Annotated in this window: 21 protein-coding genes and 1 pseudogene; 20 read left to right on the plus strand and 2 right to left on the minus strand. The window is 36.1% G+C overall.

Features of this window, described 5'->3' with window-relative positions; genetic code table 11:
* Positions 1 to 51 precede the first annotated feature (51 nt).
* Positions 52 to 1,572: a degradosome RNA helicase CshA gene (gene cshA, locus COD11_RS14350; protein WP_098797587.1), complete on the plus strand. Its 1,521-nt coding sequence runs from the start codon at positions 52 to 54 to the stop codon at positions 1,570 to 1,572.
* 43 nt (positions 1,573 to 1,615) lie between these two features.
* Here the strand turns inward: cshA and COD11_RS14355 are convergent, their stop codons facing one another.
* Positions 1,616 to 2,791, minus strand: coding sequence for a DUF418 domain-containing protein (locus COD11_RS14355; protein ID WP_098797588.1), 1,176 nt, complete (start codon positions 2,789 to 2,791; stop codon positions 1,616 to 1,618).
* Between the two features lie 159 nt (positions 2,792 to 2,950).
* On the opposite strand from COD11_RS14355, the gene COD11_RS14360 reads away from it, so the two are divergent.
* The 5 genes from COD11_RS14360 (at position 2,951) to COD11_RS14380 (ending at position 8,956) form a co-directional block, all read left to right on the plus strand.
* Entirely contained in the window at positions 2,951 to 3,673 is a 723-nt protein-coding gene (locus COD11_RS14360; protein ID WP_098797589.1) for a response regulator transcription factor, read from the plus strand.
* Complete coding sequence (locus tag COD11_RS14365) at positions 3,670 to 5,439, plus strand: sensor histidine kinase (RefSeq protein WP_098797590.1); 1,770 nt, start codon at positions 3,670 to 3,672, stop codon at positions 5,437 to 5,439. The genes COD11_RS14360 and COD11_RS14365 overlap by 4 nt, the downstream gene beginning before the upstream one ends.
* A gap of 477 nt (positions 5,440 to 5,916) precedes the next feature.
* Positions 5,917 to 6,882: a UV DNA damage repair endonuclease UvsE gene (gene uvsE, locus COD11_RS14370; protein ID WP_098797591.1), complete on the plus strand. Its 966-nt coding sequence runs from the start codon at positions 5,917 to 5,919 to the stop codon at positions 6,880 to 6,882.
* A gap of 165 nt (positions 6,883 to 7,047) precedes the next feature.
* The gene (locus COD11_RS14375; protein ID WP_098797592.1) at positions 7,048 to 7,527 is read left to right on the plus strand and encodes a PH domain-containing protein; all 480 of its coding nucleotides are present in this window, start codon (positions 7,048 to 7,050) and stop codon (positions 7,525 to 7,527) included.
* A complete protein-coding gene (locus COD11_RS14380) occupies positions 7,517 to 8,956 on the plus strand; it encodes a PH domain-containing protein (protein WP_098797593.1) in 1,440 nt (479 codons plus the stop codon). The genes COD11_RS14375 and COD11_RS14380 overlap by 11 nt, the downstream gene beginning before the upstream one ends.
* A gap of 168 nt (positions 8,957 to 9,124) precedes the next feature.
* On the opposite strand, the pseudogene COD11_RS14385 reads toward COD11_RS14380, so the two are convergent.
* Positions 9,125 to 9,718: pseudogene (locus COD11_RS14385) on the minus strand (rhomboid family intramembrane serine protease); the annotation flags it as partial.
* A 133-nt stretch (positions 9,719 to 9,851) separates the two neighbouring features.
* Here COD11_RS14385 and acpS point away from each other — a divergent pair.
* The 14 genes from acpS to COD11_RS14455 all read left to right on the plus strand — a co-directional run bounded on the left by acpS (position 9,852) and on the right by COD11_RS14455 (position 21,313).
* Complete coding sequence (acpS, locus tag COD11_RS14390) at positions 9,852 to 10,217, plus strand: holo-ACP synthase (RefSeq protein ID WP_098797595.1); 366 nt, start codon at positions 9,852 to 9,854, stop codon at positions 10,215 to 10,217.
* A 207-nt stretch (positions 10,218 to 10,424) separates the two neighbouring features.
* Complete coding sequence (locus COD11_RS14395) at positions 10,425 to 11,453, plus strand: LolA family protein (protein WP_255301627.1); 1,029 nt, start codon at positions 10,425 to 10,427, stop codon at positions 11,451 to 11,453.
* 267 nt (positions 11,454 to 11,720) lie between these two features.
* A complete protein-coding gene (alr, locus tag COD11_RS14400; protein WP_098797597.1) occupies positions 11,721 to 12,866 on the plus strand; it encodes an alanine racemase in 1,146 nt (381 codons plus the stop codon).
* Between the two features lie 328 nt (positions 12,867 to 13,194).
* Positions 13,195 to 13,476, plus strand: coding sequence for a CopG family ribbon-helix-helix protein (locus COD11_RS14405; protein ID WP_098797598.1), 282 nt, complete (start codon positions 13,195 to 13,197; stop codon positions 13,474 to 13,476).
* A 4-nt stretch (positions 13,477 to 13,480) separates the two neighbouring features.
* The gene (gene ndoA / locus COD11_RS14410; RefSeq protein WP_026562078.1) at positions 13,481 to 13,831 is read left to right on the plus strand and encodes a type II toxin-antitoxin system endoribonuclease NdoA; all 351 of its coding nucleotides are present in this window, start codon (positions 13,481 to 13,483) and stop codon (positions 13,829 to 13,831) included.
* A 334-nt stretch (positions 13,832 to 14,165) separates the two neighbouring features.
* Entirely contained in the window at positions 14,166 to 14,996 is an 831-nt protein-coding gene (locus COD11_RS14415; protein WP_098797599.1) for an STAS domain-containing protein, read from the plus strand.
* A 3-nt stretch (positions 14,997 to 14,999) separates the two neighbouring features.
* A complete protein-coding gene (locus COD11_RS14420) occupies positions 15,000 to 15,362 on the plus strand; it encodes an STAS domain-containing protein (protein WP_098797600.1) in 363 nt (120 codons plus the stop codon).
* A 3-nt stretch (positions 15,363 to 15,365) separates the two neighbouring features.
* Entirely contained in the window at positions 15,366 to 15,767 is a 402-nt protein-coding gene (locus COD11_RS14425) for an anti-sigma regulatory factor (RefSeq protein ID WP_098797601.1), read from the plus strand.
* A 10-nt stretch (positions 15,768 to 15,777) separates the two neighbouring features.
* Positions 15,778 to 16,785, plus strand: coding sequence for a PP2C family protein-serine/threonine phosphatase (locus tag COD11_RS14430; protein ID WP_098797602.1), 1,008 nt, complete (start codon positions 15,778 to 15,780; stop codon positions 16,783 to 16,785).
* A 55-nt stretch (positions 16,786 to 16,840) separates the two neighbouring features.
* Positions 16,841 to 17,173 carry an anti-sigma factor antagonist gene (locus tag COD11_RS14435; RefSeq protein ID WP_098797603.1) on the plus strand — a complete coding sequence of 111 codons (333 nt, stop codon included), beginning with the start codon at positions 16,841 to 16,843 and terminating at the stop codon, positions 17,171 to 17,173.
* Positions 17,170 to 17,652, plus strand: coding sequence for an anti-sigma B factor RsbW (gene rsbW / locus COD11_RS14440; protein ID WP_098797604.1), 483 nt, complete (start codon positions 17,170 to 17,172; stop codon positions 17,650 to 17,652). Before COD11_RS14435 ends, rsbW begins: the two co-directional genes overlap by 4 nt.
* A complete protein-coding gene (gene sigB / locus COD11_RS14445) occupies positions 17,618 to 18,409 on the plus strand; it encodes an RNA polymerase sigma factor SigB (protein ID WP_098797605.1) in 792 nt (263 codons plus the stop codon). The genes rsbW and sigB overlap by 35 nt, the downstream gene beginning before the upstream one ends.
* The gene (locus tag COD11_RS14450; RefSeq protein ID WP_098797606.1) at positions 18,406 to 19,005 is read left to right on the plus strand and encodes a PP2C family serine/threonine-protein phosphatase; all 600 of its coding nucleotides are present in this window, start codon (positions 18,406 to 18,408) and stop codon (positions 19,003 to 19,005) included. The genes sigB and COD11_RS14450 overlap by 4 nt, the downstream gene beginning before the upstream one ends.
* Before the next feature lie 145 nt (positions 19,006 to 19,150).
* On the plus strand, positions 19,151 to 21,313 hold the full coding sequence (locus COD11_RS14455; RefSeq protein WP_098797607.1) for a Tex family protein: 2,163 nt from the start codon (positions 19,151 to 19,153) through the stop codon (positions 21,311 to 21,313).
* The last annotated feature ends 58 nt before the right edge of the window (positions 21,314 to 21,371 follow it).

Below are 21,371 nucleotides of genomic sequence, written 5' to 3' on the forward strand. Positions count from 1 at the left end.
ATAAGGTCTGTAAATATTTACAGCAAACGATATAGAAGGAGTATGAATACATTGACATTAACGTTTCAAGATTTAGGTTTAAGTACGTCATTGATGGAATCAATAAGTAAAATGGGATTTGAAGAACCATCACCAATTCAAGCACAAACAATCCCGTTAGGTTTGCAAAAGAAGGATGTTATTGGACAGGCGCAAACAGGTACTGGTAAAACAGCTGCATTTGGTATTCCGCTTATTGAAAAGATTGATGTGAAAAGTAACAACATTCAAGCTGTTGTTGTTGCTCCAACTCGTGAACTTGCTATTCAGGTATCAGAAGAACTATACAAAATTGGTTATCACAAGCGCTCTCGTGTTCTCCCTATTTATGGTGGTCAAGATATTAACAGACAAATTCGTTCATTAAAGAAAAACCCACATATTATCGTTGGAACACCTGGACGATTATTAGACCATATTAATCGTAAAACCCTTCGTTTAAGCGGCGTTCATACAATTGTATTGGATGAAGCAGATGAAATGTTAAACATGGGCTTCATTGAGGACATTGAGGCGATTCTTTCAAATGTACCAGAGGAGCGTCAAACATTACTTTTCTCAGCAACAATGCCGGATCCAATCCGTCGTATCGCAGAGAAATTTATGAAAGACCCTGAGCTTGTAAAAGTAAAAGCAAAAGAAATGACAGTTCCAAATATTACACAATACTACCTTGAAACACACGAAAGAAAGAAATTCGATGTTTTAACAAGATTACTTGATATTCAATCTCCTGAACTTGCGATTGTTTTCGGTCGTACAAAGCGTCGTGTTGATGAATTATCTGAAGCATTAACGTTAAGAGGTTATACAGCTGAAGGTATTCATGGTGACTTAACACAGGCTAAACGTATGTCTACTCTACGCAAATTTAAAGAAGGTGCAATTGAAGTACTAGTTGCAACAGACGTTGCAGCCCGTGGACTAGATATTTCAGGTGTTACACATGTTTATAATTTCGATGTACCTCAAGATCCAGAAAGCTATGTTCACCGTATTGGACGTACAGGTCGTGCAGGTAAAACAGGTATGGCGATGACTTTCGTTACACCTAGAGAATTAGACATTGTAAAAAACATTGAGCGTACAACAAAACGCAAAATGGATCGCATGAAGCCACCAACTGTTGATGAGGCGATTGAAAGTCAACAACAAATGACAGTGGAAAAAATTCGCTCAATCATTGAAGGTGAAAACCTTTCTTTCTACAAACGTACAGCAGAAGAGCTTCTTGAAGAGTTCGATGCACAAGATGTAGTAGCTGCTGCAATTAAATTTATGACAAAAGAGCCAACTGCTGTTGAGGTTAAACTAACAGAAGAAGCTCCGTTATACTCAAGATCTAAAAACAAAGGTGGCCGCTCTTCTGGCAATAGAAGAAAAGGTGACTACAATCGCGGCGGCGGCGGTGGTGGACAAAAGAATCGTTCATCATACGGTAACCGTGACCGTGACCGTGACCGTGATCGTGATCGTGGTGGTAAAAGTGGGCAAGGCGGTAATAATAAACGCCGTTACTCAAACTCAAAATAATATCGAAAAAGCCGACCTAAATGGGATCGGCTTTTTTGCATATTTAAAGCGAAATCGTTTCTTTCTTTTTAAGTGTTGACTTAAAAGAAAAATTTGTAACAACGCGAAGTACTCTTTCAACTGGTCCTTGCGATGATATCTTTAAATAAAACGTACTGGCAATTACTTGTAGACAAAAAATACAAAGAGCCAAAAGGATGCCGCTGAACAAGTTCGTATGACCGAAAAGACCAAAGCCATATCCGTAATAAATGGTTGTGCAAATGACAGTTTGCATTAAATAATTTGTTAGAGAAAGCTTCCCAACATTGGCAAAGGCATTCTTTACTTTCTTTCCTTTTAAAATATGAAAAAGGAAGGCGAATAAAAAGATATAACCAAGAGACAGCAGGTTAGCGCCTAGCATGCCTAGGACTCCTGACCAGTTAAAGTCAGGTAAGAAAATGTTAAAGCTTTTTAATATTAAGCCAATAGGAACAAGGATCATACCAATGATATATTGCCTTTTCTCGAGTGCTGGCTGTGTAAAGAGACCTGTTTTTGCACTGTATATACCAAATAAAAAAAGCGGTGCAGACATAAATGGAATAAAGGCCAAAATGAAGATCAGCAAGCCTGGTGAAACATCCATTGGTAATTCATTGTTTCGATGATCCATAATTTCTGTGTAAGAACCAAAACTATAGGTTTGGATTGTATCTAATACATACTCTTCCATTTGAGCTTGTTCTTGTTTTGTTTCTTCTAGCTGTCCATAACCAATTAGTGGTGTTAAGCACAATAAAATGATTGCCCAAATAAAGATGGTTTTCATTCGACGATTTAAAAAGAGTAATAAGAAAAACCCCATCATACCATAAAAAGTTAAAATATCTCCTTCCCATAAAAAGGTACTGTGTAAAATACCAAGCAACAGGAGCATAAGAAATCTTCTTGCAAAATATCGTTTGTATTTAAGGTGATGGTTCTCAAGTTTTTCCTTCATCTTTACCATGGAATACCCAAATAAAAAGGTGAAGATCGGCATAAAGCTCCCCTCTATAAATATTTTTATAAACTGATAAGCAACAGTATTTGAGTTGGAAAGATTATAAAAATGAATTTCGTCTTTTCCCCACATTCCAAATTGAAAAATTAAAATATTAGCAAGCAAGATGCCAAAAAGACTAGCTCCTCTCAAGGCGTCGATAAGTGTTATTCTAGTTATGCTCTCCTTCATGATTTTTCTCCTTTTCGTTTGTTTAGTTATGTAAATTCACTATAATTCTCTTTTCTTAATTTAAAGGAATCTAGAGATTAACAATAACTTAATTGTTCAAAAAGGAAATTAATGTTTTGGTAATGTTTGTATGATACGATCGGTTTGAGGTGAGGTTGAATGCAAGAAGCGAATATTTTATTGGTAGATGACGAAACATCCATTGTGAAGATGGTTGAAATGGTTCTGAATAAAGAAGGATTTATAAATATTTTTAAAGCATATACAGCCAGGGAAGCATTGGAAATTGTTCAGCAGGAAGATATTGATTATATCGTTCTAGATGTCATGCTCCCGGATTTATCAGGCTTTGATTTATGTCCAAAAATAAGAGATATTTCTAATGCCTATATTTTATTTCTAACTGCAAAAGTGTCTGATTTAGATGTATTAACAGGCTTTGCAATTGGTGGAGATGATTATGTGACGAAGCCATTTAATCCACTTGAAATTGCAGCAAGAATAAAAGCAACATTGAAAAGAAGAACTTTACCTGAAAGGACCTCATTTAATGATGGAGTGAAGTCAGGTAATAGCTTTGATTATAAGGGCTTTGTAGTGGATGTAGATGCAGGGGAGTTACTTGTAAAGGGAAAGGTTGTTCCGTGTCCAGCACAAGCCTTTTTACTATTAATCTATTTCTGCCAAAATCCTAATATTGTGATTTCTAAGCAACAATTACTTGAAACAGTTTGGGGTTATGACCGATTTGTTGATGACAATACGGTTACTGTCCATATTCATAAGCTAAGAGAGCGAATTGAAGAAGATCCAAGCAATCCAAAATATTTAAAAACTGTACGTGGATTAGGCTATAAGCTTGTGAAGGAGAAAGAGGTGTGAGAGTTGTAAAACGAAGACTAACCTTTCACTTTCTACTGCAATATATAGGGATTACCTTATTAATCAGCACCATTTTCGTGGCACTATTAATCTTGTTAATATGGTTTATTTCCACAGAAGATTTGAAAAGAAGCTTCCCCACAGGAGCACTAGAATCAATTTCTACTGAAACTTCGATCACTGATGGTAAAGCAGACATTAGTAAGGGATGGGAACAACAGCTGCAAAAGAAAGATATGTGGTTTCAAATTGTTGATAAAAATGGAAAAGAAATTGCATCCAGCAATAAGCCACCTGACATACAAGATTCCTATTCATTAAGTGAAATATTAGAAATAGAAGAAGACCAGCGTTTTAAAGGTTACTCAGTTTACACTGAATTAGATACGATTAGCTATAATGAGCCTTATTATTATTTATTAGGTTTTAGGGACATGACATATGAACAGTTACAGAAACTTATTAAAAAATATAGTCAAAATGGAGAAGTGGATAAAAGCAAAGTAAACTTATTAGAGAAGGAAATGGATAAATCCAATACTCTTCACTTAGTGAATGAGGAAGGAAAAGTAGTCCAATCTTTTGGAAAAGATCTTAACATTGAACATTATAATCCAATTGAAATCCTCACAAGAGAAAAAGCCCCAGGCTTATATAACACAAGGGTATCAGTTATCCATGATCAGAAGACAAATCGAATTTGGGTTCTTCACTCCAAAAATAATATGAAAGAAGCTTATGCTGAGCAAACATTTTATCGTGACATCTTAATTGCATTTATAATAGTTGGGGTCATTATTCTGCTGATTACGATTAGTATTGCTGTGTGGCACGGGTTTAGATACGGTCGCCCCATCATCATTTTTACTAGTTGGCTAGAACGAATGGAACATGGTCAATATCAAGAAGTTCTTACTGAAGATGAAAGGAAAAGAATTTTTCGTAAAAATGGAAAAGTTAAAGTGCGTTATCGTCTTTATCAGGAAGTTTTTCAAGCCTTCTACAATATGGCAGAAACACTAAGTTCAACAGAAAAAGAAAGAAAACGACTGGATCAAACAAGGGAAGAGTGGATGACAGGAATTTCTCATGATTTAAGAACACCTTTAGCATCTGTTCAAGGTTATGGTCATTTACTTGAAAGTGACAAATATGAATGGTCCAATGAGGAAATAAAAGATATGGGCAAGGTGATCAGAGAAAAAGGGGAATATATGCTTGGGCTTGTGGAGGACTTTTCATTAGCCTTTCAATTAAAAAACAATTCTCTATATTATTTAAAGGAAAAAATACTGCTTAATGACTTCCTTAAGGATGTTGTACAGAAATATAAGAATGATCGAATGCTTGGGAATGTGAACATTTCTTTTGTGGAAGAGGTTAAAAACTTAGAACTTGATATTTCAAGGAAATGGTTTGAGCGTATTTTTGATAATTTAATTATGAATGCAATAAAACATAACCCTCCTAATACAGCTATTTTTGTGACACTCAAAAAAGCAATGGATCCACAATTTGTAGAAATAGCTGTTGAAGATCAGGGTGTTGGTATGAACGAAGAGATGCAAGAAAATCTTTTTGAACGATACTTTAGGGGCACTAACACAGAGGAGAAAGTCGATGGAGCAGGCCTGGGAATGAGTATTGCAAAGGAAATCGTCAAGTTGCACAATGGTGAGATTCATGTAACCTCGGCCGTTGGGGAAGGAACGGTTATTAAGCTTAGGTTTCCTGTCCATGCTAAGCCTGTTGGGCAGGATGAGTAGTGTATTGTTATTGTTTCGCTTGAGGTGGAATTGGGATGATATGAGCTTGATGAACGGCATAAGCGGTAAGTGGGGAGTGGATAGTGTCGTTCATGAGGTGGATGAACGATAAAAGAGGTGAGGTGAGAGAGGGTAGTGTCGTTCATGAGCCGAATGAAGACCAAACCCTGCAAAGAAACTCGCGCTAACGTATTTCATAAGCGGAATGAAGACCAAAATCCGCAAAGAAAAGCGCGCTAACGTACTTCATAAGCGGAATGAAGACTAAAATCCGCAAAGAAATGCACGCTAACGTACTTCATAAGCGGAATGAAGACCAAAATCCGCAAAGAAAAGCGCCTAACGTTCTTCATAACCCAAATGAAGACCACCCCCCGCATGAAACCGTCCCATCCCCCCAACACCCCAACTCAAATCAAAATCATCTACTTAGGGCAAGCTATACCTACACACACTATTCCTTAAGAGGTGACAAACATGACAATTGTACGGTTAGGGTATGTGGCAATGAGTATGAACTTGCAAAATTGCTCTCCTTCTCAAACCATGACTTTTACACAGTTTCAAAAAATTAAGGACAGGGAAGCTGCGATAGCGAAGTTAGAAAAAATAGCTCAATCAAATATTCAAAACTGTTTAAGGCTGCTAAAGCATAATGTGGCACATCATATTCATTTTTTTCGTTTTAGCTCAAAGCTGATTCCTTTGGCTAATCATGAAGAACTTCGAGATTGGAAATATATGAGCAATTTAGATGAATCCTTAGCTGAAATAGGAGAGTATCTTAAAAAACATCCTATTCGTGTTGGTTTTCATCCTGACCATTTTGTTGTATTGAATTCTACACAAAAGGAAATTATGAAAATGTCTTTAAAAACTTTACATATGCATGAGATGCTATTGGAAGGAATGGGAATAGATCCTGAGCATAGATGTGTGATTCATATTGGCGGAGCATATGATGACAAACTAAAATCCCTCGAGCAATTTATTCATAATTGGGGATTGATTCCACTATCATTACAAAGAATGCTTATCTTTGAGAATGATGACACCACCTTTGACTTAAGTGATGCTCTTTATTTATGTGAAAAATTAGGTGTTCCGCAGGTTTTTGACTATCACCATCACTTAGCTTTCCATGAGGATTCTGATTGGGAAAAGCATTGGGACCGTGTTGTTGGGACCTGGAAGGAATCAAGTCTTCCGATTAAAATGCATATCTCTAGTCCCAAAAATGAAAAAGATTTTCGAGCACATGCAGATTATATTGATCCAAACATGTTCCTAACGTTTTTACACACTGTAAAAGGAAGTGTTGATCAAATTGATTGCATGATTGAAGCAAAACAAAAGGATAATGCCCTCTTTCAGTTAGTGTCCGATTTGAAGTCTCATTCAGAAATAGAATGGATTGATCAATCATCTTTCAAGATAAAATAAAGGAATTATTTACATGGTAGTAACAAATAGAAAGATCCCATTATGCTATAATAAATGGGATTATTTTCATTTTAGTAATGCTATAAAACAATTGTTGGAACGGCCTGCTTTTCTACAAGCAAGTACGTAATTTTCATTATAATTTTAAAAAAGGGAGAGAGAGGGTTGAGAGAACAGCCGAAAAATCAAATTAGTAAAAGGGCATTAACGGCCTGGAAGATGGGTGCTTTAATTAGTGCAGGTTTTTGGTTACTAATTGTGGTCGCCATTGGAGTAGGTATTTATTTTCTGGAACTTTCGTATTGGTTCTTAGGAGTAGCTGTAGCTATTTGGGTGGTTTATACAATCATCAGTGTGTTGGTCATCCCGAGGGTGAGGCATCGAGTTTGGAGATATGAAGTTCATGAACATGAAATTGATTTGCAGTATGGACTGTTTGTGATAAAAAGAGTATTAATTCCAATGGTTAGAGTTCAACATGTTGATACTCATCAAGGTCCTTTGTTACGGAGATATAAATTAGCTTCAATTGAAATTTCTACTGCTGCAACTAAGCATGAAATACCAGCTTTGGATTTAGAAGAAGCAGATCTTATGCGGGATCATATCTCAAAGTTGGCGAGGGTGACAGACGATGATGTTTGAGCCTAAAAGAATTCACCCAGTAGGGATGATTTTAAGCTTTGCAAGAATGATAAAGTCATATATAATCCCTGCTATTGTTTTCTTCTTTGTTGGTAGTAATGACCGGTTTGATCTTTACTTTATCATAGGTGGATGCTGTTTAGCCCTTCTTATTGTTGTAACAAGTATATTAGAATGGTGGAAGTTTACATATTGGTTTGAAGATGGTGAATTGAGAATCAAGCATGGCATTTTTGTGACAAAGAAAAGGTACATTCCTATTGAACGAATTCAAACTATTAATATTAGTGCAGGGATTGTTCAACAACTGTTTCGACTTGTAAAGGTCCAAGTTGAAACTGCTGGAACTGGAATGGAAGCTGAAGCCGTATTATCTGCCATAAAAAAACAAGATGCCGACAAAATTCAAGAAGTTTTAGCAGAATATAAGCAGGAAATAAAAAAGCCTTCTCTAATAGAAGAAGATCAAACTATTCAACAAGTGCAGACAGTTTATAAAATGAAAACGAAAGATCTTTTAGTTGCTGCATCTACGTCTAGTGGAATCGGAGTTATTATTTCAGCAGTTGCTGCTTTTGTCTCACAATTTGATGAATTGATCTCGTTTGAGGAAATTTTTGAGCGATTTGAGTTTCTTACACATGCAAGTATTACTTTGTATGCCATCTTAGTATTTATTGGTTTTTTTATCGCTTGGATCTTAAGTATTATTGGTGTGTTATTAAAATATGCGTACTTTACAGTTGTGAAAGAGGAAGATGAAATAAGGATTTCTCGAGGAATCTTTGAAAAAAGCCAAGTATCAATTCCGTTAAAACGAATTCAAGCGATTAAAATTGTGCAAAACCCACTAAGGCAACTGCTTGGCTATAAAACTGTTTATATAGAAAGTGCAGGAGGCAGTGCAGTTGATGAGGGCACTTCCACAATACTGTTTCCAGTTGTCTCTAAGCATGAAGTTTCAACTTTAATGGAACAGTTTGTACCATTATTCAAACAAAGTAGCCGGTTGCATCGTTTACCTATAATATCAAAGAAAAGGTATATGATAAGGAAAGTGTTACCTGCAATTGCTATAATACTTCCGCTTCTTTATTTTTTTCAACCATGGGGATATAGTTCACTTATTCTCATTCCAATTTGTTTAGTGTGGGGGTACTATTCATATAAAGATGCAGGCTGGAATATAGAAGGCGATCAGCTGCAGTTAGCATTTCGAAGGGTTTCTAAAACGGATATACTTGTATATCGTAATCGTCTGCAGTCTGTGAAAACGAAAACCTCCTATTTCCAAAAGAAATATTCACTCCAAACATTTGAGTGTACGATAAAAACCGGACTGGTTGGAAACAGCTTTCCCGTCAAAGATATGGATGAACATGATACGGACAAAATCATTTCTTGGTATTCATATGAAACGGGAAAATAAACAGACACAGCCGCGATAGGCTGTGTCTGTTTTTACTCTAAACTAAAATCTAAAAAACAATCCAATTAAAATTAGGATACTAAAAATAATCCAAAAGAGTGTTCTGTAGTTGAAAGAAAAAACATTTGTCTTCCGAGCTGTGTTAGGTGTGTAAAAAGATTGGTAAGAATAATGTCTTGGTTTTTTTATCAAAATAGGTGAAAGTAAAAAACCGCCTATCATCCCAAAAATGTGTGCGACAACATTTATATTTGTATTGATAAAAGTCATAATAAGACCGATGACTAAAATGCTAATTATAATTTGAGTGTTCGCTTGATCAATGATCCCTTTTCTGAAATACACCATAAATAAGTAAGCTCCAAATAAACCGAAAATAGCACCGGAAGCTCCGATATGGGAGTATTGAAGGGGCTCAATAATATAAGTTGCAACACTTGCAATAACTCCGGCACCTACATATAAAAGAATAAACCTGGCTTTCCCAAGCATCTTCTCAAGGGCAGGTGCAAATAAAATAAGTGAGATTGTATTAAAAAACAAATGGCCGAATCCAATATGAAGAAAGATTGGTGTAAGTAGTCGCCAATACTCTCCATTTGCAATTCCCGCGTTAAAGCCATCTAATAATCCCAATAATATTTGCAACTGAGGAATTGGCACTTGAAAGAGAACCCAAAATAAGATGTGAATGCCAACAATAATGGAAACAATAGGATATAATTGTAAAAAGGTGCGGAAATTCTCTGTTCTAGTAAACATAAATGTCCTCCTTTGGATCATTTCAAATATGTTGTTTTGATTATTAATGTTCAAGTATGCTTTTATACTAACACGAATATGTACGAGTTCTAGGAAATAGTACTATTAAGGCTTGGAAGGTGTTGTTATACATATGATTACAGGAATTGGTTTAGATATCATTGAATTGGATCGCATTAGAAGAATTGTTGATCGTCAGCCAGGTTTTATTAAGCGAATATTAACAATGAATGAAATTGAAAAGTTTTCAACTTTATCTAGGGAAAGAAAAGTAGAGTTTTTAGCTGGACGTTTTGCTGTAAAGGAAGCATATTCAAAAGCGTTAGGAACTGGAATTGGTGAAGAGATTGGATTTCAAGACATAGAAATAACAAATGATGATAAAGGAAAGCCGAGTATTGAAATACTAAAGGATACAGCTCGGGATTCTGTTGTTCATGTTTCAATTACCCATTCAAGACAATATGCTGCTGCTCAAGTAATAATAGAAGGTAAATAAAAGACCCTATGCTTTTTGAATAATTTTATAGCTAGTCTGCATATTCGGAAAGTTTGTCTCATATATTTGGTAATGCGATAGGGAAGACAAGTTGTTTTTAAGAATTCATCTTTCATCTTTACTAGGGATTAATGGAGCCTGGTAGTTGAAAGACATGAGATCTAGCAAAACATTTCTTCCTTTTTAACGTTATATGAGGCAAAGGGGTTGAAAAAGTTGAAAAAAAGCTTTGTGTTATTATTAGTAGGGCTTTTAACAGTACTTGTTCTAGCGGGATGTGGTGAAAAATCACAGGCAGATGTAGTTCAGGCGTTAGAAAAGAAGATTGATGAAATGTCAGGGTATAAGGCAAAAGGAAAGATGACACTTCAAACAGGTAGTGATCCACAGGAGTATGAAATCGAAATTTGGCATAAAAATCCTTCTTACTACCGAGTAAACCTTAAGAATTCGCAGAAAGAGCAAAGCCAAATGATCTTGCGTAATGACGAAGGGGTATTTGTATTAACTCCAGCACTAAATAAAAGCTTCCGTTTCCAAAGTGATTGGCCACAAAATAGCAGTCAGGCATACTTATATGAATCTTTAGTAAATGATATTTTAAAAGATGCTGAAGCAAAGTTTTCTGCTGCTGAAGAAAAGTATGTTTTTGAAACGAAAACAAATTATCAAAACAATAAAATGCTACCTGCACAAGAAATTACATTTAACAAGAAAGATTTATCTCCAACAATGGTCAAAGTGATGGATACAGACCGAAATCCACTTGTTGTTGTAGAATTCTCAAGCTTTGAGTTCAATGCATCTTTTGATGAAAATTCATTTGATGTAGAGAAAAATATGTCAAGCGCTCAGATTGAAGTTCCAACAATGGCTACTGGTGACCGCGAACCTTTCACTGTTAAATATCCTTTAGAACAACCAAACGGTGTAAAACTACTTGAGGAATCAGAAGTTGAAACTGAAAATGGTAAACGTGTTATTTTATCATTCGGTGGAGAAAAGTCCTTTACGCTAATTCAAGAAACAGCTGAAATTGCAACACCTGCATCTGCTTCTACATCAACATACGTAGATGGTTATCCGGCAGATTTAGGCTTCACAATCGGTGCTATGTCAGAATCTACATTAACATGGTCACATGATGGGGTAGATTATATGTTAGCATCTGAAGATTTAACAGAAGATGAGATGTTAATGGTTGCTAAATCTGTACAAGGTCAAACAGCCAAATAATCCTTTTTCGGGTGGGGAATCCACCCGTTTTTTTAATCATTCTCCACTTCATGAACTTGCCCAACTTAGGCAAGTTTTCTATATGTTCCAGAAGTTAACCCTAAATTCCAAGGTTAATTTACCCCTTTTTGATATTTTTACTCCTATTAATTTGACAATTCTGTCCTTTAGTCGAGATAATCACAATATAAAGTAAAATAACTGGTGGATAAACTGTACAAAATTAAAATGTTTTCTTAACAGTCGATTACGTAAGGAAGTGGAGTCATGCAACCGGGTTTTTTTCGTGATACATGGGTTGAAGTAAATCTAGATGCAATTGAACATAATGTTCGTTTAATGAAACAACATATAGGTGAAGAGGTTCATTTAATTGCGGTAGTAAAGGCAAATGCTTATGGTCATGGGGCTAAGCAAGTGGCGGAGACTGCATTAATATCTGGTGCAACCATGCTTGCAGTTGCTTTTTTAGATGAGGCAATATCATTGCGCAGGCAAGGTATACAAGCACCAATTTTAGTAATGGGAGCCATTAGAGCCTCAGATGTTGACATGGTTGAAAAGCATAACCTAACAGTAACTGTATTTTCGTTGGATTGGCTAAAGGAAGCAGAAGGATCTATTCAAAATTTTATTGATCTTCATATAAAAGTAGATACAGGTATGGGGCGACTTGGCGTTCAGAATGAAAATGAACTCATAGACATTTTTGATTTTGCGCAAGAATCAAATCGGTTTCATGTTAAAGGCATTTATACACATTTTGCAACAGCAGATGAAGATGACCCAACTTATTTTCTAACTCAATATGATAGGTTTGAAAAAATGGTTTCAACCATACCAAATCATCGTTTACTCGTTCATTGTGCAAACAGTGCTACAGGATTAAAATTTCCATCAAAGGTATATAATGCGGTCAGATTTGGGATATCTATGTATGGGTTATCTCCTTCACCGGAGATGAAAAGTGAACTTCCATTTCCACTACAAGAGGCATTTTCTTTACAAACAAAATTAGTTCACGTAAAGAAAGTTACAAAAGGAACGAAAATTAGTTATGGAGCAACATATGAAGCAAAAGAAGATGAATGGATTGGAACTTTGCCAATTGGTTATGCTGATGGATGGATAAGAAAGTTAAAAGATGCAGAAGTGATTATTCAAAAGAAGCGTGTACCTTTAGTAGGTCGGATCTGTATGGATCAATGTATGGTCAAACTTCCATATGAAATACCTGTAGGAACAAACGTTACGTTAATTGGTAAGCAGGATCATGAGAAAATCACAATAGATGAGATAGCAAAGCGTCTTGATACAATAAATTATGAGGTGCCATGTACAATTACTTCACGAGTTCCCCGTATGTATATAAAAGATGATTGTATAATTGAAGTGAGTAATCCTCTTTTATGAAATATGCCCAACGAATAGAAACTTTTCAAATGATATCAAAAAAATGAATAATAAACCTTTACATGACCATAATAGAGAAGGGTAAATTTTCAGTTTGGTGTCTCTGCTATTTTCTCTATTGTTAAATAAATTTGTGATAAAAGAGTAAAACAGTCATATAGTCATTAGAGTGAGCCTTCAAAAATCGAAAAGTAGTATGTATTTATGCCTAAAAGACTTTACAAATGCCGCTTTCTAGTGAAAATACTTTGCATCTTTGAAAGTAAATGTTATTATTAAATGTGGAATGAATATAATAGGATGGTAAGTTTGGTGGAGGTGTATGTTTGTGTCTGAATCCAGCGCAACAACAGAAATTTTAATTCAGTTACCTCAAGCATTAGTATCAGAATTGGATGTATTGGTAAAACAAGAGAACGGGAACAGAAACGAGCTTATTTATCAAGCGACAAAAATGTATATTCGTGAGCGTAAAAAGCGCCAAATTCGTGAGTCTATGAGACGCGGTTACATGGAAATGGCAAAAATCAATTTGAATATTGCATCTGAAGCATTTTTGGCAGAATCTGAGGCTGACCATACCGTTGAACGCTTAGTCAGCGGGGGTTAATCATTTGATTGTTAAACGAGGCGACGTTTATTTTGCCGATCTTTCTCCAGTTGTAGGTTCAGAGCAAGGTGGCGTGCGTCCTGTATTAATTATTCAAAACGATATTGGGAACCGCTTTAGTCCTACAGTTATTATAGCGGCAATTACGGCCCAAATTCAAAAAGCAAAATTGCCAACTCATGTTGAGATTGATGCTAAGCGTTACGGGTTTGAAAGGGATTCGGTTATCCTGCTTGAACAGATTCGAACGATTGATAAACAAAGGCTTACTGATAAAATTACCCATCTAGATGATGAGATGATGGATAAAGTTGATGAAGCCTTACAAATAAGCTTAGGACTTATCGATTTTTAAATATCCTTATACAATAGAATATATGATTTAAAAACTAAAAAGGTTGCCCGAAAAGCATCCTTTTTTATTTTTTGGCTTTGTTAAAACACCATTATAGATGACAGAAGACTCTTTGTATGAAATAACAATTGTTTAACAGAGTCTTTATTTTTTGTTTTGAAGGTTCTTTTGTATACGATTTTATCGTATCTATGTATACATGTTTGTCTTACTAATGGGAAATCCCTATAGCACTTAAAAGAGTATTCTGTGTAGTGCTTTTTTTTGTCCAAAGAAATCTGTATAATTAAAGCGATGACATTGACCGTGAATTTTAAGGAGGAGTAACAGAACGATGAGTCAAGATTCTAATCCATTTTTGACATTTATTCAAACAAACAGAGAAGAACTGATTATAAAATGGGAAGAAAAAATGAAGAACGTGGATGACCAGAAGGTATCAAACGTTATTTCTGATCAAGTATATACAAACATTTGCAATGAATATATCAATATACTATTACAGTATTTTAGAAAGCCAGATGATGAAATTAATAGTAAGATTTCTGAGTTTTCACAAAGAGTTGTTCAATTAGGGTGGTCTCTTCGTTTTATTTCAACAAGTTTAAAAGAAATGAGTAAGCTTTTATTTGAGTTGATGACAGTTGAGAACACTGATGAGGAGAAAATGGCGTTAGTCTGGGCATTTGATAAATGGATTGCTCCAATTAACAGTGAAGTTCTTTATCACTATGCATCTTCCTGGGAGCGAACTGTTTCTCTTCAAAAAATAGCTTTACAAGAATTATCTGCACCGCTTATTCCGGTTTTTGATAATATTACCGTTATGCCTTTAGTAGGAACAATTGATACTGAGAGAGCAAAACGAATTATGGAGAACTTGTTGCAAGGTGTTGTTAAGCATCGTGCTGAGGTTGTGTTAATAGATATTACGGGAGTTCCAGTTGTTGATACAATGGTTGCTCATCATATTATTCAAGCATCTGAGGCAGTAAGGTTAGTAGGGGCAAAATGTTTATTGGTTGGGATAAGACCGGAAATTGCTCAAACAATTGTCAATCTGGGGATTGATTTAAGTCAAGTTATTACGAAGAATAGTCTTCAAAAAGGAATAGAATCTGCATTGGAAATGACAAATCGTCAAATCGTATCCTTGGAGGAATAACTAATGAATGCTAGAATACCAATCTTAAAGCTTCATAATTGTTTGCTAATCTCAATTCAGTGGGAGTTAGATGACCAAACTGCTCTACAATTTCAGGAAGATCTCCTTCATAAAATTCATGAGACAGGTGCAAATGGGGTTGTTATTGATTTAACATCAGTTGATGTTATTGATTCTTTCATCGCAAAGGTCCTGGGTGACGTAATTAGTATGTCGAAGCTTATGGGAGCAAAAGTTGTATTAACAGGAATACAGCCTGCTGTTGCCATTACATTAATTGAGTTAGGCATCCAGCTTGAGGATGTACAAACAGCTTTAGACCTAGAAAAAGGGCTTGAAACATTACAGCGGGAGTTGGGGGAGTAAAGCATGGAAAACCAATCCTGTGTTAAAATTGTCACCGAATGGGACATTGTAGCAGCCCGCCAACTTGGTCGGAATGTTGCAAAAGAGCTTGGCTTCGGTACAGTGGATCAAGCGAGAATTACTACTGCTATATCCGAATTAGCTCGTAATATATATCTATATGCAGGGCAAGGGGAGATGCGTATTGAACGCATTAATGACCTTGGAAAAAGTGGTTTGAAAATAACAGCCATTGATAATGGACCGGGAATTCCTGATATTCGAAAAGTGATGGAAGACGGGTTTTCTACTTCTGGAGGTTTGGGTGCAGGTTTGCCGGGAGTCAAACGTCTAATGGATGAATTTGATATTTCTTCCACAGTAGGTGAAGGAACAGATATTCAGGCGGTGAAATGGCTTCGGTAGGAGGACGTAAATGGATTATCGTGATTTTCTTGAGACAAAATATTCGGAGCTATTAAGAAATTACTTAAATGAACAAACAGAAACAGCACTTTATCAAGGACAAAAGTTCAGTCGAAAAACGATTGAACATCAGATTCCACCTGAAGAAATCATTAGTACACATAGGAAAGTTCTTCAAGAGCTTTTCCCTGATATACAGCAAGAGGTTTTATCTTCATTAGACTTCCTGCTTGAGGTGATGATGGGATACGGATTAGCCTATCAAGAACATCAGAGTTTGAGAGACCAGCAGCTAGAGATTAGATCTGAAATCCAAATTGCCGCAAATGTTCAGCAAACACTGTTAGAGACATCTGTTCCTGCTATTGATTCTCTGGATATTGGAGCGATAAGTGTTCCTGCAAAGCAAATGAATGGAGATTATCATCATTTTGTTCAGGATGAACAAGGAATAAGTATCGCGGTGGCAGATGTTATTGGAAAAGGAATTCCGGCAGCTTTGTGCATGTCTATGATTAAATATGCAATGGATAGCTTTCCGGAATCACGTAAAAATCCAAATCAAATCCTGGAAAATTTAAATAGAGTGGTTGAACGGAATGTAGATCCGAGCATGTTTATTACGATGTTTTACGGAATGTATAATACAGTTGACCACTTATTCACATATGCTTCAGCGGGACATGAACCGGGGTTTTATTATCATTCCTCAACCGGAGAGTTTGAGGATCTTACTGCTAAGGGTCTTGTTTTAGGGATCGATCAAAACTTCAAATATAAGCAGTATCAGAAGAATGTTAAACCTGGAGATATGGTAGTCCTATTATCAGATGGAGTAACAGAATCTAGGACTGACGAAGGGTTTGTTGAAAGATCAGCAATTACAGATTTAATTCATCAGAATATAGATCTAACGTCTCAGCAAATTGTAGAAAAAATCTACAGGCATTTTGAAAAAATGCAGGATTTCCAATTAAGGGATGATTTCACATTAATAATTATTAGAAGAATGGTTTAGCAGTATCTTTTACAGGGTATGTAATAGCATAAAAGTTCTTTTGAGGTGATAACGGGTGAATTTAAAAGTTGAAATAAATAAACTTGGAGATCAAGCGATTGTCTCCGTCGCAGGTGAAATTGATGCTTATACAGCACCTAAGTTAAGAGAAGCCATCATACCATTAGCGGAAGAGCCGAATCCTAATATTACAATTAATTTAAAAAATGTATCTTATATGGATAGTACGGGTTTAGGTGTGTTTGTTGGTTTGTTGAAAAGCGTAAGAAAAAACGGCGGGCAGTTAAATTTAGCAGAATTATCAGATCGTCTGGAGCGCTTATTTAGTATAACTGGACTAAGTGACATCATTGATATATCTTCAAAATCAGAGGGTGGGGTACAATGAAGCAATTAGTAGATTATATAGAGATGAAGGTTCCAGCCAAACCAGAATATGTAGGTATCATTCGTTTAACCCTCTCTGGGATTGCTAGTAGAATGGGATATTCATATGATGATATTGAAGATTTGAAGATTGCTACAAGTGAAGCTTGTACAAATGCTGTTCAGCATGCATATAAGACCAATGAAGAGGGCGAAGTGGTCGTTGGATTTGGTTTATATGAAGATCGATTAGAAGTAATGATTGCTGATAATGGCAAAAGCTTTGATTTTGAGAAAACTAAAGATGAACTTGGTCCTTATTCTGCTTCAAGTCCAGTAGACCAACTTCCTGAAGGAGGTTTAGGTCTCTATTTGATGGAAACGCTCATGGATGAAGTCCGTGTCCATGTTAACGCTGGGGTAACGGTCTTCATGATCAAGTATTTAAGCGGGGAGCGAATAGATCATGGCACAACCATCTCAAAATATGAAGCTAACTAAAGAAGAGGTGAACGAGTTAATACTAGACTTTCAGAAAACAGAAAGTAAAGTAGCCCAATTGGCACTCGTTGAACACTATACCGGTTTAGTTGAAACCTTAGCGAAGAAATATTCCAAAGGGAAAAGCTTTCATGAAGATCTTAGACAGGTGGGCATGATTGGTTTACTGGGCGCTATTAGAAGATATGACCCTACTGTTGGAAAGCCGTTTGAAGCTTTTGCCATTCCAACCATAATCGGAGAAATCAAACGTTTCTTAAGAGACAAAACATGGAGTGTTCATGTTCCGAGAAGGATTAAAGAATTAGGACCCAAGATTAAGGCTGCTGTAGACAAGTTAACAAATGAAAATCAACGATCTCCACAAGTTAGGGAGATAGCGGAATACCTAGATGTAACTGAAGAGGAAGTATTAGAAACGATGGAAATGGGGAAAAGCTACCAGGCTTTATCGGTCGACCATTCTATTGAGGCTGATTCTGATGGAAGTACTGTTACCATTCTTGATATTGTTGGTTCGCAAGAGCAGGGGTATGAAAAAGTGAATCAAAAACTAATGCTTCAGAGTGTATTGCATGTTTTATCAGATCGAGAAAAGGAAATTATCGAATGTACGTTTATTTTGAATAAAAGTCAAAAAGAGACTGGTGAACAGTTAGGTATCTCTCAAATGCATGTATCAAGGCTACAAAGGAGAGCTATTCAAAAATTAAGAGAAGCACTGTCAAAAGACATGCCCCCGGAGTTAAATAAATGATTGTTCAAGATTATAATCAACATGTTCATACATTAGCATTTCAGTTACCGAAAGCAGGGAAATCGTGTTGTGGTGATAGCTTTTTTATAAAAGCAACAGATGAATATTTAATCTGTGCCTTAGCCGATGGGTTAGGTAGTGGGGAACGGGCAAATGAATCCTCCGCAGCAATAAGTTCGTTAGTCGAAAAGAATGATGATAAAGATGTAGAAGATTTAATGAAATTATGTAATGAAGAGCTGAAAGATAAACGGGGAGCAACTGTTTCTATCTTAAAGGCAGACTTTAAGACAAGAGAATTTACCTATAGCTCCGTTGGTAATATACGATTTATTCTTTGTGCGCCATCCGGGACTTATATATATCCTCTTCCGATATTAGGATATCTTTCTGGTAAACCTCAAAAGTATCGTACACAAACCTACACATATGAACAAGGCTCTAAGTTTATCATTCATACTGACGGATTAGTTCTTCCGGGGATAAAGGCACTATTAAATAAAGGTGAATCTGTTGAAGATCTATCACGACAACTTGAAGAATATACAAAAACATTAAATGATGATTTAACATATATAGTCGGTCAGCTATTCTAAGGAAATAGTGAGCCGACTATTTTTAATTTATAAACTAGGACAATATTTTAAACTTAATATGGCCATTTATTTTAATAGAACAAATATATTTGGTAAAATGTTTACATGTGCTTGAAGGAATATAACTCAGTTGGAGGATTCGGATATGGAAGAAAAACAAACTAAAATCATGCAGCATATCAGCAAGGAGCTTGCGATCAATATAAAACAGGTTGCGAATGTTATTTCATTATTAGAAGAAGGCAATACAGTTCCATTTATTGCCCGTTATCGAAAAGAGCAAACTGGTGCATTGGATGAAGTGCAGATACGTGATATATCCGAGAAATGGACATACATACAAAACCTTGAAAATCGTAAAGAAGAAGTATTGCGTTTAATTGAAGAACAAGGGAAGTTAACTGAACAACTTGCTGTTGATATTAATAAAGCAATGAAGCTTCAACAGGTAGAAGATTTATATCGACCATATAAGCAAAAGAGAAGAACGAAGGCGACTGTTGCAAAGGAAAAAGGGTTAGAGCCACTTGCAACTTGGATTCTAAGTTTGCCAAGTGAAGGGGATATCCAACTCAAGGCAAAAGGATTTATAAATGAAGAAAAAGGTGTAACATCAGTAGAAGAGGCCATACAAGGTGCAAAAGATATTGTAGCAGAACAAATCTCAGATCAGCCAAAATATCGCCAATGGATTAGAGAGTTAACGTTCCGAAAAGGATCTATTTCTTCTGTAGCAAAGGATGAAGAAAAAGATGAGAAGAATGTTTATGAAATGTATTATGAGTATGAAGAGCCAATCCAGAAAATTGTTCCTCACCGTGTTTTGGCGATTAACCGAGGTGAAAAAGAAGATATATTGCGCATATCCCTTCAGTCGCCAACTGATCAGATACTAGATTACCTTCAAAAAGAAGAGTTGAAGGGGAAAAAATCGGTTGTGAATGATTTGGTGATTGAGACAATAGAAGATGCGTATAAGCGTCTTATTCAACCATCAATTGAGCGTGAAATCAGAAAAGAGTTATCAGAAAAGGCGGAGGACCGTGCAATACATATTTTTTCAGAAAATCTAAGAAATTTACTCCTTCAACCACCATTAAAAGGAAGAATGGTGCTAGGTGTTGACCCTGCTTTTAGAACAGGCTGTAAATTAGCAGTTGTAGATCCAACTGGAAAAATGCTTCATATTGGGGTGGTATATCCTCATCCGCCTGTTAATAAGAAAGAACAAGCAAAAGAAAAGGTAGTAGATGTTATAAAACAATTTAATATAGAGGTTGTTGCAATCGGAAATGGAACAGCATCAAGAGAAACAGAGCAATTCATTGCAGACATTCTAAGAGAATTAGCCGGAGATATATCATATCTTATCGTTAACGAAGCAGGAGCAAGTGTGTATTCAGCATCAGAACTTGCTAGGGAAGAGTTCCCAAATTTACAGGTAGAAGAAAGAAGTGCTGTTTCTATTGCAAGAAGACTTCAGGATCCTTTAGCTGAACTAGTTAAGATTGACCCTAAATCAGTTGGTGTAGGCCAATATCAACATGATGTTTCACAAAAGAAACTAAATGAATCACTAACGTTTGTTGTTGAAACAGTTGTAAACCAGGTTGGAGTTAACGTAAATACTGCATCATCTTCCTTACTTCAGTATGTAGCTGGACTCAGTAAGGCAGTTGCAAACAATGTTGTGAAAAAAAGAGAAGAGTTAGGGAGATTCTCTAACCGTAAACAACTAAAAGATATCCCTCGTCTAGGAGCAAAAACATATGAGCAATGTATTGGCTTCTTACGAGTTCTTGATGGAGATCATCCTTTAGATCGGACAAGTATTCACCCTGAACGCTATGGGGAAGTTGAGAAATTATTGAAGCAATTAAATGTTTCTTTGGCCGACTTAGGAAGCGAAGTATTAAAAGACAAAGTGAAAAGTTTAAATCTAAAAGAAACAGCTGATGTATTATCAATTGGGGAGCTAACTTTAAAGGATATATGTGATGCATTAATTCGTCCTGAGCGGGACCCCCGCGATGAAGTTGCTAAGCCTTTGTTAAAGAAGGATGTATTAAAACTGGAGGATTTGCAGCAAGGAATGGAGCTTCAAGGAACAGTTCGCAATGTTGTCGACTTTGGAGCATTTGTTGATATCGGGGTAAAACAAGATGGATTAGTGCATATTTCTAAACTTAGTCGTTCTTTTGTAAAACACCCATTAGATGTTGTATCTGTTGGTGACGTAGTAACAGTTTGGGTGGATGATGTGGACTTCAAGAAAGGTCGAGTAGCACTTACTATGCTGAAGAGCTGAAGGTGAGTGAAGAAACCAAAAAGAAACACTGCTTTTAGGGAGGCCACTGAAAAAGTCC

This window comes from Bacillus sp. AFS040349, assembly GCF_002577655.1.
Lineage (GTDB): Bacteria > Bacillota > Bacilli > Bacillales > Bacillaceae > Metabacillus.

What these genes read in the sequence shown, in the direction of transcription:
- acpS (WP_098797595.1), top strand. Translation starts at nt 9,852, where the DNA reads ATGATTACAGGAATTGGTTTAGATATCATTGAATTGGATCGCATTAGA.
- COD11_RS14415 (WP_098797599.1), top strand. Translation starts at nt 14,166, where the DNA reads ATGAGTCAAGATTCTAATCCATTTTTGACATTTATTCAAACAAACAGA.
- sigB (WP_098797605.1), top strand. Translation starts at nt 17,618, where the DNA reads ATGGCACAACCATCTCAAAATATGAAGCTAACTAAAGAAGAGGTGAAC.
- COD11_RS14430 (WP_098797602.1), top strand. Translation starts at nt 15,778, where the DNA reads ATGGATTATCGTGATTTTCTTGAGACAAAATATTCGGAGCTATTAAGA.
- COD11_RS14355 (WP_098797588.1), bottom strand. Translation starts at nt 2,791, where the DNA reads ATGAAGGAGAGCATAACTAGAATAACACTTATCGACGCCTTGAGAGGA.
- COD11_RS14450 (WP_098797606.1), top strand. Translation starts at nt 18,406, where the DNA reads ATGATTGTTCAAGATTATAATCAACATGTTCATACATTAGCATTTCAG.
- COD11_RS14455 (WP_098797607.1), top strand. Translation starts at nt 19,151, where the DNA reads ATGGAAGAAAAACAAACTAAAATCATGCAGCATATCAGCAAGGAGCTT.
- rsbW (WP_098797604.1), top strand. Translation starts at nt 17,170, where the DNA reads ATGAAGCAATTAGTAGATTATATAGAGATGAAGGTTCCAGCCAAACCA.
- COD11_RS14420 (WP_098797600.1), top strand. Translation starts at nt 15,000, where the DNA reads ATGAATGCTAGAATACCAATCTTAAAGCTTCATAATTGTTTGCTAATC.
- COD11_RS14425 (WP_098797601.1), top strand. Translation starts at nt 15,366, where the DNA reads ATGGAAAACCAATCCTGTGTTAAAATTGTCACCGAATGGGACATTGTA.
- COD11_RS14360 (WP_098797589.1), top strand. Translation starts at nt 2,951, where the DNA reads ATGCAAGAAGCGAATATTTTATTGGTAGATGACGAAACATCCATTGTG.
- uvsE (WP_098797591.1), top strand. Translation starts at nt 5,917, where the DNA reads ATGACAATTGTACGGTTAGGGTATGTGGCAATGAGTATGAACTTGCAA.
- COD11_RS14380 (WP_098797593.1), top strand. Translation starts at nt 7,517, where the DNA reads ATGATGTTTGAGCCTAAAAGAATTCACCCAGTAGGGATGATTTTAAGC.
- alr (WP_098797597.1), top strand. Translation starts at nt 11,721, where the DNA reads ATGCAACCGGGTTTTTTTCGTGATACATGGGTTGAAGTAAATCTAGAT.